16 protein-coding genes are annotated in these 16,080 nt (G+C 64.5%); 11 read left to right on the forward strand and 5 right to left on the reverse strand.

From position 1 onward, the window contains the following. Window positions 1–151: 151 nt before the first annotated feature. Window positions 152–2,029 (forward strand): beta-ketoacyl-[acyl-carrier-protein] synthase family protein, encoded by a 1,878-nt coding sequence (locus tag L2Y96_RS10750; protein WP_247336694.1) that lies wholly within the window; start codon window positions 152–154, stop codon window positions 2,027–2,029. A gap of 24 nt (window positions 2,030–2,053) precedes the next feature. Here the strand turns inward: L2Y96_RS10750 and L2Y96_RS10755 are convergent, their stop codons facing one another. Beyond that, complete coding sequence (locus L2Y96_RS10755; RefSeq protein ID WP_247336696.1) at window positions 2,054–2,506, reverse strand: GNAT family N-acetyltransferase; 453 nt, start codon at window positions 2,504–2,506, stop codon at window positions 2,054–2,056. Window positions 2,507–2,703: 197 nt separating this feature from the next. Here L2Y96_RS10755 and pilV point away from each other — a divergent pair, with 197 nt between their 5' ends. The 8 genes from pilV to L2Y96_RS10800 all read left to right on the forward strand — a co-directional run bounded on the left by pilV (window position 2,704) and on the right by L2Y96_RS10800 (window position 11,512). Beyond that, complete coding sequence (gene pilV, locus L2Y96_RS10760; protein ID WP_247336699.1) at window positions 2,704–3,432, forward strand: type IV pilus modification protein PilV; 729 nt, start codon at window positions 2,704–2,706, stop codon at window positions 3,430–3,432. Continuing rightward, window positions 3,429–4,757 carry a PilW family protein gene (locus L2Y96_RS10765; RefSeq protein ID WP_247336702.1) on the forward strand — a complete coding sequence of 443 codons (1,329 nt, stop codon included), beginning with the start codon at window positions 3,429–3,431 and terminating at the stop codon, window positions 4,755–4,757. Before pilV ends, L2Y96_RS10765 begins: the two co-directional genes overlap by 4 nt. Next, window positions 4,754–5,341, forward strand: coding sequence for a pilus assembly PilX family protein (locus L2Y96_RS10770; protein WP_247336704.1), 588 nt, complete (start codon window positions 4,754–4,756; stop codon window positions 5,339–5,341). The genes L2Y96_RS10765 and L2Y96_RS10770 overlap by 4 nt, the downstream gene beginning before the upstream one ends. Before the next feature lie 10 nt (window positions 5,342–5,351). Further along, entirely contained in the window at window positions 5,352–9,119 is a 3,768-nt protein-coding gene (locus L2Y96_RS10775; protein ID WP_247336707.1) for a pilus assembly protein, read from the forward strand. Window position 9,120: 1 nt separating this feature from the next. Beyond that, window positions 9,121–9,561, forward strand: coding sequence for a type IV pilin protein (locus L2Y96_RS10785; protein WP_283248884.1), 441 nt, complete (start codon window positions 9,121–9,123; stop codon window positions 9,559–9,561). Continuing rightward, complete coding sequence (locus tag L2Y96_RS10790; protein WP_247336710.1) at window positions 9,552–10,154, forward strand: GspH/FimT family pseudopilin; 603 nt, start codon at window positions 9,552–9,554, stop codon at window positions 10,152–10,154. Before L2Y96_RS10785 ends, L2Y96_RS10790 begins: the two co-directional genes overlap by 10 nt. A gap of 46 nt (window positions 10,155–10,200) precedes the next feature. Next, on the forward strand, window positions 10,201–10,608 hold the full coding sequence (locus tag L2Y96_RS10795) for a VOC family protein (protein WP_247336712.1): 408 nt from the start codon (window positions 10,201–10,203) through the stop codon (window positions 10,606–10,608). A gap of 61 nt (window positions 10,609–10,669) precedes the next feature. Then, window positions 10,670–11,512, forward strand: coding sequence for a class I SAM-dependent methyltransferase (locus tag L2Y96_RS10800; protein WP_247336715.1), 843 nt, complete (start codon window positions 10,670–10,672; stop codon window positions 11,510–11,512). 65 nt (window positions 11,513–11,577) lie between these two features. Here the strand turns inward: L2Y96_RS10800 and L2Y96_RS10805 are convergent, their stop codons facing one another. Both L2Y96_RS10805 and L2Y96_RS10810 read right to left on the reverse strand, forming a co-directional pair. Next, a complete protein-coding gene (locus tag L2Y96_RS10805; RefSeq protein ID WP_247336717.1) occupies window positions 11,578–11,916 on the reverse strand; it encodes a hypothetical protein in 339 nt (112 codons plus the stop codon). Window positions 11,917–11,955: 39 nt separating this feature from the next. Next, the gene (locus L2Y96_RS10810) at window positions 11,956–13,509 is read right to left on the reverse strand and encodes an MDR family MFS transporter (RefSeq protein WP_247336720.1); all 1,554 of its coding nucleotides are present in this window, start codon (window positions 13,507–13,509) and stop codon (window positions 11,956–11,958) included. Between the two features lie 94 nt (window positions 13,510–13,603). Here L2Y96_RS10810 and L2Y96_RS10815 point away from each other — a divergent pair, with 94 nt between their 5' ends. Beyond that, on the forward strand, window positions 13,604–14,284 hold the full coding sequence (locus L2Y96_RS10815; protein WP_247336723.1) for a TetR/AcrR family transcriptional regulator: 681 nt from the start codon (window positions 13,604–13,606) through the stop codon (window positions 14,282–14,284). Between the two features lie 29 nt (window positions 14,285–14,313). Beyond that, window positions 14,314–14,964: an HAD-IA family hydrolase gene (locus L2Y96_RS10820; RefSeq protein WP_247336726.1), complete on the forward strand. Its 651-nt coding sequence runs from the start codon at window positions 14,314–14,316 to the stop codon at window positions 14,962–14,964. Between the two features lie 109 nt (window positions 14,965–15,073). Here the strand turns inward: L2Y96_RS10820 and msrA are convergent, their stop codons facing one another. Next, a complete protein-coding gene (gene msrA / locus L2Y96_RS10825) occupies window positions 15,074–15,574 on the reverse strand; it encodes a peptide-methionine (S)-S-oxide reductase MsrA (protein ID WP_247336728.1) in 501 nt (166 codons plus the stop codon). Then, window positions 15,571–16,032, reverse strand: a complete 462-nt coding sequence (msrB, locus tag L2Y96_RS10830; protein WP_247336730.1) for a peptide-methionine (R)-S-oxide reductase MsrB — start codon at window positions 16,030–16,032, stop codon at window positions 15,571–15,573. The genes msrA and msrB overlap by 4 nt, the downstream gene beginning before the upstream one ends. Window positions 16,033–16,080: the final 48 nt, after the last annotated feature.

A 16,080-nucleotide genomic window follows, 5' to 3' on the forward strand; every position in this document is an offset into this window, starting at 1 on the left:
AGGAGCGACAAAGATACCCGCAACCCCTTCCCTAAGGGCTTGCCGGCCCTAACATCGGATAGCACGCTCGGCCCACAGCCCCCTTAGAGCGCACTTAAGGCAGTCTCTCCGCCTATAATTCACGTTTGATCTGTCCGGATTATTACGCCCCATGTCCAAAAGCTCCCTCAGAAGCGACCAGGTCCTTGTTACGGTGGGTACCGCCTGCACTATGTCGGCGGTGGGCTCGACCGAGACTTACCAGGCGCTGGTGGCCCAGTCCGAGGAATTCCTGGCGCTGGCCGCGTTCGATGCTGGCCTGGTGGAGCTTGATCCTGAGGCGGACAATGCGGCCGACGGCATGCGCTGGGCCGAGGGCGACCACGCTGGCGAGCCGGTGTCGCTCGAGGAGCTGAAGCGCCTTCACGGTGCTAGCCTGCGCGCCAACATGGGCATCCGCCACGTACCGGGTGTCCGTGAACTGGCGCCGCGCGTGGTCACCGATATCGCCGCCCCGCTGCCGCACGACCTGGAAACGGTGGGCCTGCGCCGCCTCGCCGGCCTGCGTTACGAGGACATCCGCGCCTCTGGCCTCAAGGAAATGCATGGCCTGTTCCAGAACGATCCGCTCCTGAGCCCCTCGCTGCAGGCACAGTTGTTCGCCTATGGCGCACTTGGCGCCCTGGCCGGCCTGCCCCGCCCGCTTTCGGAAATCGTGCCGGAGCCGTTCGCGTTCCGCGTCGCCGCTGCCACCGCGTTTGGCGGCAACGAAGGCCTGGGCCAGTGGCTGCGCCCGGATGCGCCGCTGCCCGAAGGCGGGTTCCCCAAGGACACGTTCGCCGTCCGGCTCGCCCATTCGCTGGGTTCGCATGGCCCGGCCCTGGTGTCGACCATGCTGTCGCCGTCGTTCAGCATCAGCCGCGTCCTGAAGAATCCCGACCTGCGCGAAGCGCTCAAGTCGGATGACGTGGGTTTCATGCGCGTACCGCAGGCTCCGGCCACCGCCGTGGGCGCCTGCGCCTCCAGCCTGATCGCCCTCGCCGATATCGCGCCCCAGCTGCTGTTCGATTACCCGGGCTATAACAAGCCGCAACTGGTCCTGCTCACGGCCGCCGATGCCGCCCTGCAGCCGCGTTACGGCATCCTCGAAGCCTTTGGCGGCGGCGCCCTGATGACCGGCGAAAAGCTGGCCGCGAAGAATGCCGCGCACGGTGATGGCTCGGAGCGCAGCGTGCACGATTCGCTGGCCCCGTTTGATATCGATGCCGATGGCACGGTCGTTGGTCATGGCGGCTCCGGCCTCCTCGTGACGACGCTGGATTTCGCCCTGCGCAACCAGCTCGATATCACCTCGATCATCGTGGGCTGGGGTACCAGCGGCGAAGCAGGCGGCAAGGCACACTTTGCCGGCGTCGGCTTTGGTGGCGAGAACGCCCTGGTCCAGGCGCTGGACATGGCCTACCAGGCCCACGGCTACACCGTGGACGATTTCGAATACCTCGCAGCCCATGCGACCGGCACGCGCACCAACTCCAAAACCGACCTCGGTACGGCCCTGGCCGGCCTTCGCGGCGCCGCGGCGCGGCAGGGTCGCGAAGGTGACCTGCCCAAGCTGTTCGTGGGCACGCCGAAGGCGGTTGGCGACGGCCACACCATGGGCGAGACGGGCCTGAAGGCCATGTCGCAGGCGCTGCAGTACGTGCTGGGCCGCAAGGCACCGGGCGTGCCCACCCTGCGCCGCGTCGACCCGGACCTGGCCGAAGTGGCTGGCTACTTCCACCTGCAGGCCGAGCCGCTTGAGGGCAATGCCGATGGCGGTGCCATCTGCGCGACCCAGGGGTTTGGTGGCTATAACGGCGCCGTCGCCCTGCGCTCGGCCAACCCCGAGACGCTGAAGCGTTACGTCACGGACGCGGCCGTGCTCGATGCCTACCTCCAGGCATGGCCGGTGATCCGCGCCGAGCGCGAGAAGGCCGAGCGCACCGCTCGCCGCAGCCCCAAGCTTGCCCTTGCCATGGCCGAGAAGCATCGCTGGGCTGGCCTGGAGTAAGGCCAGCAACGCAGGAATCCGCCCCTATGGGGTGGGTTCCGCGAGGTGCAGCAGCGGGAACGGCCTGCCCTCGCCATCGGTCTCCGACCGCCCCACCACGACAAACCCACGCGCCAGGTAGAACGCCAGCGCGTCGGGGTTTTGTTCGTTGACGTCTACGGCCAGCGCCCCCTTCACCTGGCGGGCATGCGCGATAAGCGCCGTGCCACCGCCCTTTCCCGCATGCGCCGGGTCGATGAAGATCGCTTCGACTTTCGCGCCGTCCAGCCCCATGAAGCCAGCCAGCGCACCGTCGCCGGCCACGAGCACTGACAACTCGAGCGCCACGAGCGCGCCATCGCGCACCGCAGGAATCAGCGCTTCGATATCCGCTGCCGTAAGAAAGGTATGTGTCGCGCGAACACTGCGAAGCCACAGCGCGAGCAGCGCATCGTGATCGCCTGGCACGCCGGCTCGAATAAGAAATTTCTCACGCATCGCTAGTTCTTCCTGCTTGTCGCAACAACAATCGATTTCGTCCGCGTCAACGCGCGCGGAATGTAATCGTTCCATCAACATTATGTGATGTCGGCGGAAATCACATTAGTGATGCATCGATCACGTTCGGCGCGATACCTTGAGCACGTGGCGCACGCAATGCCGGATTTGCAGCATTCGCGTGGAGTTCGTGCAGGATGATGCATCAAGTCGATCGATACGATGCGTTCGCCGCCTGGATATCGATCGGGGGCGCCATGAACAAGCTAAAAAATAATTCATGCGTTTGCGGGCGGCAAAGTGTCGCAGAAGGTAGTTATTTTCTTGCGCACGCAAACACAATGCATGCGCGTATCAGCGTGTTCCACAAAGCAAGGGATCGTATGTCATCACCGAGGCGAGCCAGGGGCGCCTCCCTGATCGAAGTGCTCATCGCCGTATTAGTGTTCGGCGTTGGCATCGTAGGGCTCGCGGGCCTGCTTATCGTGTCATTCCGATCCAATCAGGTGGGTTACCTGCGAACGCAGGCGGAATTTGTTGCGATGGGCATGGCCGATCGCATGCGCGCCAACCCGCTAGGGGTATGGACGGGTGCTTACGACTCGACGTCGTACCCGCTCACGGTAACGCAGGACTGCACGAAGGCTGCCGCGTGTACGCCGGCGCAGCTGGCCAAGCGCGATCAGGCGCAATGGAGTTCACAGCTCAAGACCTTCCTCCCCACACCCAGCGCATCGATCGCTTGCACGAAGGGAGCGACCGCTGATGCAACGCAGTTGCAAATGCGGCCACCCTACGGCGGCAACTGCGTCATGAAGATCAGCTGGATCGAGCGCGCCGCCACGGATAACAAGACGGCCGCGGCCACCACCAGTGGCGGCGGCACCGTGGTCACGCGTACGTATGCTTGGAATTTCCAGCCATGATTGGATGCCCCTCCCCGCACCGCCGGCTAGCTCACGGCTTCTCACTTATTGAGCTTATGGTCGCGCTCGCGCTCGGGCTCCTCGTCGCACTGGGCATCGTCAATATTTTCAATACCACCTCGAGTAGCAGCCTGGTGCAGGCGCAACTCGCGCGACTCCAGGAAGGTGGCCGCTTCGCGATTACCGCCCTTGCAAACGATCTGCGCATGGCTAACGCGCAGTATTGCTCGAACATGGGCGGCCAGTCGGCAGCCATGTCCAACGGCTCGATGACGCTCGACCGTTACCTGCGCGCTCCCAAGGTGATCGTATCGGGTGCCACCCTGCAGTCCGCCTTTCAGGATGTCACCACTTCATGGGGCGCCACGAGCGGTACGAACACCTATCCCGCCGCACCCACTGCCTCGTTTGTGCTGCCGTCGTGGTACGCCATGCGTGGCTACGATTGCACGACAACCGCCTGCACACCCGTGGATCCGGCAGGCCCCACGACCAGCACGGGCGTCATCCCCCAGCAGGGCACGACGACCGGCAACCGCGTCCTGGGTAGCGATGTATTGACCCTGCGCTACCTCGATGGATCACGCGGGTGGACATTGAATGGCACGACCAGCTACATGACGGTCGCTTCGCAGCTGGTGTCCAGCTTCACCATCGCGCCCCAGACCGGCGAGCCACCGCTCACCGACATCAAGACAGGCGACCTGATGATGCTGGCTGACTGCAACGCCTCCCAGGTCTTCAGCGCCAAGGTCGCAGGCGCGGCGATCACGCCGAACTCCAATTACACCAACGTCTCCCAGCCGACGGGCGTCTCGCCGCGCCTGTTCGATTTCAATCGCGACTACCAGACGGTGACGTATTACCTGCAGGTCGTCGACGACAACAACGGCAACAAGACCGGTGCACTGATGCGCCGGCAGAACGGTGTCAGCGCGGAGGTCGTACGTGGTGTCGAGCGACTCGACTTCCTTTATGGCGTGATGGATGCCGCGGGCAACACCAGTTTCCGCACGGCAGCGGACATCGACAGCGCGACATCCTGCGCTTCATCGAACCCGAATGCGCTCGGCTCGGATCCCGGCTGCATGTGGCGCTCGGTGCAGAGCATCGAGGTGCATCTTCTTATGGACGGGCAGAAGCCGCTCTATGCGCTGAACGCCGGCGACATGCAGTACCAGTACTACGGCGATACCGCCGTGACCGGACTGGCCTCGCCCGACAACACCAGCCGCGTCGTGAAGCCAAGCCAGCAGGGCTTCGACAACCACATGCTCCGCCGCGAATTCACCACACTGGTCTCCGTGAGGAACTACAACCCATGAAACGCGAACGCGGGGCTGTCCTCATCATTGCACTGATCTTCCTGCTGCTGTTGACGATCGTCGCCATCACCAGCTCGAGCCGGTCACTTATCCAGGAACGGCTGGCCGGCGCCCTGCGGAACGCACAGCAGGCCGAGTGGTCGGCTGAAAACGCCTTGCGCGGTGTCGAATGGCGCATCTTTACAGGCGATGCCAGCCTGGGCTGCTACAACTCGAGCAACCCGGGCACCGTGAGCAGCAAGGTGACCACGTTCCGCAATGCCTCGACCTGGGTCACGGCGGGCGCCACCGAATACAAGGGTTCCGCCGTGTCGCTTGACTACTCGGCCACGACCACCGACACCACGATGACCAGCGCCACGCTCGCCGCCAATCCCTGGTACATCGTGGAATACCTCGGCCAGGATCGCGCACCGCCCAGCACCACCGGCGCTCAGGCGGAAGCCGGATCCGGCGGCAGCACGACGGCCCGCTTCTATCTCTACCGGATCACGGCACGCGCCGTGGGTGGCAGCCCGAACACGATTCGCGTCGTCGAATCCACGTTCGTGACGCCCAACCTGTTCACCTGCACGCTGAGCTGAAGGATTTTCCATGTCACGCCTCTCCTTCCCCTGGCGCGCTGCCCTCGCCTTCCTGGCCACAGTGCTTGTGGGCTCAGCTGCTCAAGCCGGCACGGTGACCCTGAGTGCGACGCCACCGGGCGTCACCTCGAAAGTGGCACCGAACATCGTGGTGACCTTCGACGATTCGGGCTCGATGAACTCGACCTCGATCCCGGATGCGCTGGACGCCAATTACAGCAACAAGTACTACTACTCGGCGAAGGGCAACCCCATCTATTTCGACCCAACGGTGACTTACGTCATCCCGCCGGATGCACTAGGGCAGCCGCTGGGCACGCCGACCTTCGCCTCGGCGTGGCGCGATGGGTACTGCGCCAACACCCTGACAAAGAAGTGCTGGTCGCCGAGCAGTGGCAAGTATCTCGCGCCGGTGTTGATCAATCTCGGCACCTCGTTCAGCACGAACTTCCTGACGAATACGCTGGCAGGCAACTCGCCCTGCCCGCGCGATGCGAATGAGGCTGGCTGGTACCTCAGCAGCCGCGGCGGCGTCACGTGTGACGCGCTGGAGATCCCGACCGCGGTGCGCGGCTCCACCACCACCAAGAGCGGTGGCAAGACCACGACGACGTACGATACGGGTGCGTTCTACTACGTATGCACCTCGGCGACGGACGACACTACCTGCACGTACCACCTGGTCGCCAATGAATCGGCGGCCGTCCAGGCGAACTTCGCCATCTGGTACAGCTACTACCGCACCCGCAACCTCAATGCGCGCGCCGCGATCGGCCGGGTATTCAGCGCTATCGCCGATAATGCCGTGCGCGTCAGCTGGCAGACCCTGCAGTCGCAGTCGGCGAGCAGCGCCTACTACACGGGCTCCGGCTCGTACACCGGCGCCGCCTATGGCGCACTGAGCTCAACCAGTCAGATTCTCGAACTCGCCAACAGCGCCAGTTGCACAGCCGCCAGTACCGCCGACACCTGCTGGCGAAGCCAGTTCATGAACTGGCTTTATGGCGTCCCCGCCAGCGGCGGCACGCCGACCCGCGTCGCCACGATCGCAGCGGGCGAATTCTACAAGCGCACGCTCAGCACCTCGCCCGCCGGCCAGGACCCTTACTGGAACGGCAGCACGATCTCGTCGGGCGAACTGGCCTGCCGCAAGAATTTCCACATGCTCGTGACCGACGGCTACTGGAACGGCGACGCACCGAAGGACGTCGCGACACCGGACATCAGCTCGGTGACGCTGCCCGACGGGACGGCGTATTCCAAGAGCGTCTCGAACGCGGCGATCTACTGGAACCAGGACGGCACGACCAACCCGTCGCTCGCCGATGTCGCGTTCAATTACTGGGCGACTGACCTGAGGCCCGACCTCACCAACAACGTGCCGGCGTACTGGCCCGATGTCACGACCGGCGTCACCGCCAAGGCCACTACGGTCGACACCAGCAAGCCCGGTGCGACCTCCGAGGTCTATTTCAACCCGGCGAACGATCCGGCGACGTGGCAGCACATGTCCCAGTACATGGTGACCATGGGCATTTCGGGCACGCTGGCGTACAGCGGCGACTACCTTGCGCTGCGCAAGGGCACGAAGACCTGGCCGACCCCGCTGCAGGCCGGTGGCGCGCAGAACATCGACGACACCTGGCATGCGGCGGTCAACAGCCGCGGCGGCTACTTCAGCGCGGCTGACCCCACCTCGCTCGTCAACAGCCTCAGCAGCATTCTTGCGTCCGTGATCGCGAGCAACTCGACGTCGCTCACGCTTAGCCTGAGCACCAACGTGCTCACGGCAAACGCTGTCGCCTACTACGCCAGCTACGACACGACGACGTGGGGCGGTACGCTCGAAGCGCGTAGCGTGAGCCTGGCGGGCGTGGTCAGCAGCGCCGACATATGGTCCACCAAGACCACCCTTGATGGGCGCAACCTTTCCAACGCGCCACGCGCCATCGCGACCAGCACAGGCCCTGGCACCGGCAAGGGCGTTGCCTTCACCTACGACAACCTCAGCACCAGCGAGAAGGCTATCCTGAATTCCTCCGACGGCACGGGCTCTACCGCAGCCACGGACAACCTCGGGACCCAGCGCGTGGCATGGCTGACCGGTGTGCGCACCCTGGAAGGCACGACCTTCCGCACGCGCGGCTCGATCCTGGGCGCCATCTTCGGCTCCCAGCCTGCCTATGTCGGCGCCCCCACCGGCAACTACACCGACAGCTTCCCGACCGGCTCGCCGGAAGCGAAGTCCGTAGCTCTCGACGCCACTTCGAGTTACGCCACGTTCCTCAGCAACAAATCCTCGCGTACGCCCATGGTCTATGTCGGCGCTAACGACGGTATGCTCCATGCGTTCGACGCGAGCAGCACCAGCACCGCAGGCAACGAAGTGTGGGCTTACGTCCCTGCGTCCGTGTATTCCAACCTGCCGGCTCAGAGCAAGCTGAAGAACTTCACGTTCACGCCAACGGTGGATGGCAGCCCCGTCACCGGCGATGTGTTCTTCAACCCGGCATCGAGCAGTACCGCTGGCAGTTGGCACACCCTGCTAGTGGGCTCGTTGCGCTACGGCGGCCGCGGCGTCTTCGGTATTGATATCACCGATCCACTGGCATCGACGGGCGCCACAGCGGCCACGTCAGCCACCGCAGCGCAGAAAGTGCTGTGGGAGTTCAACAGCGACAGCGTCTCGACCGCGGGCACACCCGCGAACCTTGGCTACACGTTTGGCACCCCGGCGATCGCACGCGTGGCCTGGACCAATGCCGACGGCTCGATCGGCCGCTGGGTCGTGCTGGTCCCGGGCGGCTACATCCCGGATGGCAGCACGGTCACCGCCGCAAGCAACACATTCAGCTCGCTGTTCGTGCTGGATGCGCAGACGGGCACCCTGCTCAAGGAAATCCGTACGCCAACGGGCACGGGCGCAACGACCAGCAATGGCTTGTTCACGCCGACCCTGGGCGATTACAACGGTGACCAGGTCGCCGATGTCGCCTTTGCCGGCGATATCAACGGCAACATGTGGCGCTTCGACCTGTCAAACGCATCGCTCAGCAGCGCCACGCAGTCGCAGGGCGTAAGCCTGCTGTTCAAGCCGGCCACGGTGAATGCGCAGTCGATCACGACCGCGCCGCGCCTGGTGGCCGATCCGAACTCCGCCTACTTCATGGTGGTGCTTGGCACGGGCCGCTTCCTGAGCACCGCCGATACCTCCGATACGACGACCCAGGCGATTTATGGCGTGCGCGACCCGGGCGCCAATGTCGCCACACCGATTGTCGTTGGCAACCTGGTCGCCCAGACGCTCTCGTATGATTCGACCACAGGTGCCATCGGCGTCACGAGCAACGCCGTGCCGACCACGAAATCGGGCTGGTACCTGAATCTCAACAACCCCAATGGCGAACGCGTCGTGGTGACGCCGGCACTCGATGCCAGTTCCAGCACCGTGACGTTCAGTACATTGATCCCAACGGCAAATGATCCCTGCACCACCTCCAGCTCGGGCTCGGTGCTTGCCCTGGATGCCACGACGGGTGGCGCCGCGTACGGTGTCTCCATCGGCACCACGTCATTCAATCTCGGCACGGGCTACACGCTGGCCGGCGCTCGCGTGACGGGCGCCGCCACGTCGGGCTCGCTCAGCACCGTGGCCAGCCTCTCCGGCGGCAAGGCCTACAACCCGAGCTCGACCACGGCCGTGGGCGGCAACACCACCAGCACCGCGATCCCCACGGCACGCCGCCGCGGATGGCGCGTCCTCAATAGCGAGAACTGACATGACCGACCTCCGTCAGCGCATGCGCGGCTTCACCCTGCTTGAGCTCATGATCGTCGTCACGGTCATCGCGATCCTCGCGGCGATCGCCTTCCCGGCGTACAACCGTTATGCGTTCAGGGCCCGGCGTGCCGATGGGCAGAAGCTCCTGATGGCGATCGGCAATGCGGAAGAGCGTTACTACGCCCAGCAAAACAAGTACGCGGACCTGCAAACCATAGGGTTCTCGACCACGACGACGGCGACCTCCGACAGCGGCTACTACCAGGCCACGGTCACGCCCCTGACCGTCAATACCTTTGCAGCACAGGGGTTCACGGCAACGGCAGCACCCACCTCTGGTGGCGCTCAGCAGAAAGACGCGTGCCAGTCGCTCACGCTGACCAATACCGGCGTCAAGGGCCAGTCCGGTAGCGCGACCACCAACGGGGCATGCTGGTGAGGACGCGTGGCTTTTCCATCGTCGAACTGATGGTGGCGATCCTGATCGCCACCATCCTTGCCGCGATCGCGATACCCTCCTTCCGCACCACGATCCAGAAGCACCGGCTGCGCAGCGCGACGGATAACCTGCAGGCGGCCATCGACTATGCCCGAGCCGAAGCGGTACTCCGGGCCACGTATGTTTCGCTGTGCGCGAGTACCGATGGCGCCACCTGCTCCGGCACCAAGACGTATGAGACGGGCTGGCTGGTGTACTCGCACCCGGTGGCGACTACCGCCGCTTCCGACGTGTACTCGAGTACCGCCAGCAAGGGCATGCTCATCCTCCGCGCCGGGGCTGCACTCACGCTCGTTTCCGCCCGCGCGCTGGATACGGGCGTTGTGACGTTTGGCCAGCAGGGCCAGCTCGAGCCGGTGTCCACCCGCACGAACGCCACCCAGCCGATGGCCTTCGTTCTGTGCGCCGTGACGACGGGGACCGCGTTGCCTGGCCAGAACACCGCGAAGGTGCCCGGGTCACGCATTGGCATCAGCGCGTTTGGCGCCTCGGCCGGCACGAAGCTCAATACGACGGATGCCTGCACGCTCTGAGTTTGCGCTACAGTCCGGGCCTTCCCCCTTGCGCCGGAGAGCCCCGATGATCGACCACACTGGAGTCACCGTCAGCGACTTCGAGCGCAGCAAGGCGTTCTACCAGGAGGTGCTTGGCCAGATCGGCTACGAGCTCCTCGCGATTTTTCCGGCCTCGGTCACGGGGCGCACGGATGTCGCCGGATTCGGCGAGGGCGGCAAGGCGGATTTCTGGATCTACAAGGGCGAGCCGAACCGGCCGCCCGTGCATGTCGCCTTCCGGGTCACTTCCCGCCAGCTCGTGCATGCCTTCCACGAGGCCGCGCTCGCCGCGGGTGGCCGTGATAACGGGCCGCCCGGCCCGCGCTCGCATTACCACGAGGGCTACTACGGTGGCTTTATCCTCGATCCGGATGGCCACAACATCGAAGCGGTGTTCCACGGCCAGTCCCACCCCCAGCACCCGGGCGCCTGATCGCCCGCAAGTCGGCAGGCAGTTATCATGGGTAGCTACTAGTCCCTGATTGGCTCCTGCCTTGGCGCATTACACCGGCCCGCTCCTTACCGAACCCTCCGCCCATGCGCTGCTCATCGCGCGCAAGGGCGGCGCCGCGACCTGGCGTGGCTCGCTGGACCTTGGCTGCAGTGAGGGCGAAGCGACGCTGAGCGATGAGGCCTGGACCTGGCAGGACCAGGCCTACCCTTATCCCGGCAAGATCAAAGCACGCACGATTTACGCGTGGGACGGCGAATCGTTCGAACCCGTATCGCGGTTTTCGGGATCATTGATCAAGCTCGTACCCACCGAATGGGGCGCGCCGACGTTCGAGATCGATGGCATCAAGATGCTGCCCACCTCGAAGGAATCTCCGCTCGACGATGCCCGCCGCAAGGTTGCGCTTGTAGAACCGCGCGGCAAGGTCGTACTGGATACGTGCGGCGGCCTGGGGTATTTCGCGGCGTGCTGCCTGGAGGCTGGCGTGAGCCGCATCCAGTCGTTCGAGAAGAACCCCGACGTGCTTTGGCTGCGCACCATCAACCCCTGGTCGCCCGATCCCGACGCTCCCGCTGCTGGCGGGCGCCTGCAACTCACGCAGGGTGATGTGTCGGAAGCCATCACCGCGATCGCGGACGCCTCCGTTGACGCCATCCTGCACGACCCGCCGCGCTTCGCTATCGCGGGTGAGCTCTACTCGCAGGCGTTCTACCACGAACTGGCTCGCGTCATTCGACGTGGTGGCCGCCTGTTCCATTACACCGGCAGCCCGAACAAGCTCACCACGGGGCGCGATATGCCTGCCGAGGTGACTGTGCGTCTTGAGAAGGCCGGCTTCGCGGCAAAGCCCACGCTCGACGGCGTCTACGCTACCCGACGGTAGGAGCGCGCTTGGTGTTTACGCGGCGGGTCGTGTACGATCCCGCCCCCGCGATTCACTGCCGGCGGTCAGACAAAGCGATGCGTCGCTTTTTCGACCAGGGTGCGTAGCTGCTGGGCCATGGCGGCCGCGTCATCGTGGCTGGCGTTCTTCATGGCATCGAGCAACTGCCCTGCCCGTGCATCGGCCTCGATGAGATCACGAAACGTGCTGGCGAGAAGCTGCACGGCCGCGACGTTCACGCCGCGGCTGTCGAAGCCCATCGCCTTGCGCCGCTTGCGATAGCGCGCCTGGCGCTGCGCGTTCGTGAGCGCATCCGGCTTGCGAGGGCGGCCGCGGCCACGCTTCGCACTCGGAAACATATCCGACGTGTTCGGATCACGAGTCGCGTTGATGTTCTTCTTCATGGCCCTATTATTCGTTACGGTAACGAATAATTCAAGTCACTAGGCAGGCTTCTTTCCCGCTCCGCGCAACGGCACGTCGCGCAGGAAGCACGCCAGGATGAACCCTACGACGAGCACGACGGCGCCCACGTGGTAGACCACGTGAAGCGATGCCCCGAACGCATGCAGGAACTTTGCGTGGAGGTCCGCAGGCATCTTCGCCACCATGTCCGGCGCGAAGGTGCGCGGCCCCATGGAGGCGGCTGGAATATCGGCCGCCATCCGTGTCTGCAGGCCATGGGTGAACAGCGCGCCAAATACCGATACGCCCACTGAGCCGCCGATCGAGCGGAACATCGTGACGCCCGAGGTGGCGACACCCATGAGCTTCATGTCGACGCTGTTTTGCGCGGCAAGGATCAACACCTGCATCACCATGCCGATGCCGAGGCCCAGCAGGCCGGCAAAGCCGTAGATGAGATAGAGCGGATCATCCTCGCCCACGCTACCGAGCAGCATGAGAGCGACGGCGCCCAGGAAGGTGCCGACGATCGGAAACACGCGGTAACGGCCGATGCGGCTGATGACGCGACCCGCCACGATCGAGCTCACCAGGACGCCGCCCATCAGCGGCAGGAGCTGGAGGCCCGCGCCCGTGGGCGACACCCCCTTCACCGTCTGCAGGTAGAGCGGCAGATAGGTCGTCGACCCAAACAGCGCGGTGCCCACCAGGAAACCAATGAGGCTGCACAGGACAAACGTGCGATGCCGGAACAGATGCAGCGGAATGATCGGCTCGCTGGCATGCATCTCTTCGTAGATGAAGCCACCTACCGAGACCAGGCCCATGACCAGGATCGACCACAACGCCACGGAATCCCAGGGCATCTGCGTGCCGCCCTCCGTGGTGAACAGGATGATGCAGCTAAGCGCTGCCGCCAGGAACAAGGCGCCAAACCAGTCGATTTCGTGCTTCACGTGCCGCGCATGCGGGTGGAACACGACACCAATCACCAGGAGGCAGAGGATGCCCAGCGGCAGGTTGACGTAGAAGATCCAGCGCCAGGACAGGTGGTCCACCATGAAGCCACCCAGCAAGGGCCCGATGACCGTGGCCAGCCCGAACACGCCGCCGAACAAGCCCTGGTAACGACCACGATCCGCGGGCGGCACCACGTCGCCAATGGCCGCCATCGTGATGACCAGGAGTCCGCCACCGCCGAGCCCCTGGAGGGCGCGCATCACGATCAGCATGGTCATGTCCTGGGCCAGGCCGCAAAGCACCGAGCCGATCAGGAAGATGACGATGGCAACCTGCAGGACGATCTTGCGCCCGTAGAGGTCGCCGAACTTGCCATACAGCGGCACAACGACCGTGGAAGTCAGTAGATAGGCGGTGACCACCCAGGACAACTGACTGAGGCCACCGAGGTCACCCACGATGGTGGGTAGCGCGGTGGAGACGATGGTCTGATCGAGGGCAGCCAGAAGCATGACCAGCATCAAGGCAGGAAACAGCAGGCGTAGCGAGACCTGCGCCGGGATCGGCGCAAGGCTGGGCTCGACGACGCCCGCCGGCGTTTCGGCGGGTTCGGGGCGATGAACGGCGTTCACGGGCGAGGAGGCCTGCAAATTAATTAAGTCGTCAGTTAATATATGCGGCAACGAACCGCAAGGCAACTCCCCTCGCACGTGCTATTCATCTCCGATGACTGACCCGGACACCTCCACCCTGAAGAAGCCGCGCCGAGGCCGCCCGCCTGGCCGCCCGCACGCGCAGCCGGACAGCGCCGACCAGCGCAGCCGCATCATCGACATCGCCCTGGCCCTGTATGCCCGCCAGGGCTATGCCGGGACGACCCTGGCCGCGATCGCCCGTGCCGCGGACATGACGCCGGCCGCCGTCCACTACTACTTCAAGACCCGCGAGCAGCTCTTCGATGAAGTGCACGAGGCGCACATCGCGCCCATGCGCGGACGGGTCGAGGCCATCTTCCAGGAATACAAAGGCGACCCGGTCGCGGCCTTCATCAAGGTGGCCGAGCGCTTTGTGGAAGTCGCCGACGAGCATGAATGGATCGCGCCCGTCTTTTTTGGCGACCTGCTGACCGAGGGCGATACCTTCCGCAAGCACGCCCGGCACAAGATCGACTACAAGAAGCAGGAAGCCTTCCACGAGCGCATCCTGCAATGGCAAGCCGAAGGCCTGCTCAACCCCGATCTCGACCCGGCACTGGTCATGCCATCGATCATGTCGCTCACCATGCTGTTCATGGCCGCGCGGCGTAAATGGAAGGACGATCCCATCCGCAAGGACGTGGATCGGGACAGCATCCGCAAGCACGCCGCGGCGTTGCTTGGCCACGGCCTGGGCCCGGCAAAGGCGTAGAATCGGCGTTTTGATTGCGGAGCGGCACCTTGGCCTTCCCCTACTCCCTCGTCATCTTCGATCTGGACGGCACGCTGGTCGATAGCGCCGCCGACATCGCTGAATCGGTGAACCGCACGCTCAGCGACTGGCGGCTGCCGCAGTACGACGTCAAGCAGATCACCGGCTGGATCGGCGAAGGCTCCCGCCAGCTCATCACCTACGCGTTCCATGATGCCGGCAGTGATGCCGACATCGATGACGTCATGCCGGGTTTCCTGGTGCATTACGCCGAGACGGCGCTCGATGCCATCGCCTACGACGGCGTCGTCGACACGCTCGCCGCCCTGCATGCGCAGGGCGTGAAGCTGGCGGTTTGCACCAACAAGAACGAGGAATTCGTGCGCCCCCTGCTCGAGGTGCGCGGGATGATGCCGTTCATCGACGGCATTGTCGGCGGCAATACCCTGCCCCAGCGCAAGCCCAGCGGCATGCCGCTGAAGCATCTGGCCGACGCGGCCGGCGTGCCGCTGGCAAAGACGCTGATGGTGGGCGATTCGGAAAGCGACATGCTCGCCGCGAGGGATGCTGGCGTCGACTATGTGCTGGTGAGCTACGGTTACCCGAAGTCGCTCGACATCCATACCGCGGGCGCGAAGGCCGTGATCGACCGCATGCCGGAACTGCTAACGATTTCGTGACCCAACCTGCAGGAGCGCGCTTGCGCGCGATGGGTGCTTGTCGCAACCCCTATCGCGCGCAAGCGCGCTCCTACAAGAGCCGGTTTATCCGCGGATCAACGCAGGCGGATCAGGCGGCGCGCTTCGGCAGGACCCAGTCCGGGCGGATGAAGTGGCAGGTGTAGCCGTTCGGATACTTCTCCAGGTAATCCTGGTGTTCCGGCTCGGCTTCCCAGAACGGGCCCGCCGGCGAAAGCTCCGTGACCGCCTTGCCCGGCCACAGGCCCGAGGCATTCACATCGGCAATCGTGTCTTCCGCGATCGCCTTCTGCTCGTCATCCAGGTAGAAAATCGCCGAACGGTAGCTCGTGCCGAGGTCGTTGCCCTGGCGGTTCACCGTGGTCGGGTCGTGGATCTGGAAGAAGAACTCAAGGATCTTGCGGTAACTGATCTTCGCCGGATCGAACTCGATCTCGATCGCTTCGGCGTGCGTGCCGTGGTTGCGGTAGGTGGCATTCGGCACATCGCCACCGGAGTAACCGACGCGCGTGCTGATGATGCCTGGCTGCTTACGGATCAGATCCTGCATGCCCCAGAAGCAACCGCCGGCCAGGATGGCTTTCGAAGTCATGCTGCACCTCCCTGGGTGGACGTGAAAAGCCCGGCGTACTGGCCGTAGCCCTCCTTCTCGAGGTCGGCCACCGGGATGAACCGCAGCGACGCCGAGTTGATGCAGTAGCGCAAACCGCCACGATCACGCGGGCCATCCGGGAACACGTGGCCCAGGTGGCTATCGCCGTGGGTCGAACGCACCTCGGTGCGGATCATGCCGTGCGTGGTATCGCGGTTCTCGACGACGTGCTCGTCTTCCAGCGGCTGCGTGAAGCTGGGCCAGCCACAGCCACTATCGAACTTGTCGAGCGATGAAAACAGCGGCTCGCCCGAAACGATGTCGACATAGATGCCCGGTTCCTTGCTCTCGTGGAACGCATTGTGGAACGGGCGTTCGGTACCACTCTGCTGGGTAACCCGGAACTGCTCCGGGCTGAGCCGGGCGAGGGCCTCGGGGGTCTTGCGGTAGTCGGACATGGGAGCCTCCTGGGGATGATCGGCGCCGCGGTCGCCCGCTTCGCCGCT

Origin of the sequence: Luteibacter aegosomaticola, from assembly GCF_023078475.1 — a bacterium.
Classification (GTDB): domain Bacteria; phylum Pseudomonadota; class Gammaproteobacteria; order Xanthomonadales; family Rhodanobacteraceae; genus Luteibacter; species Luteibacter aegosomaticola.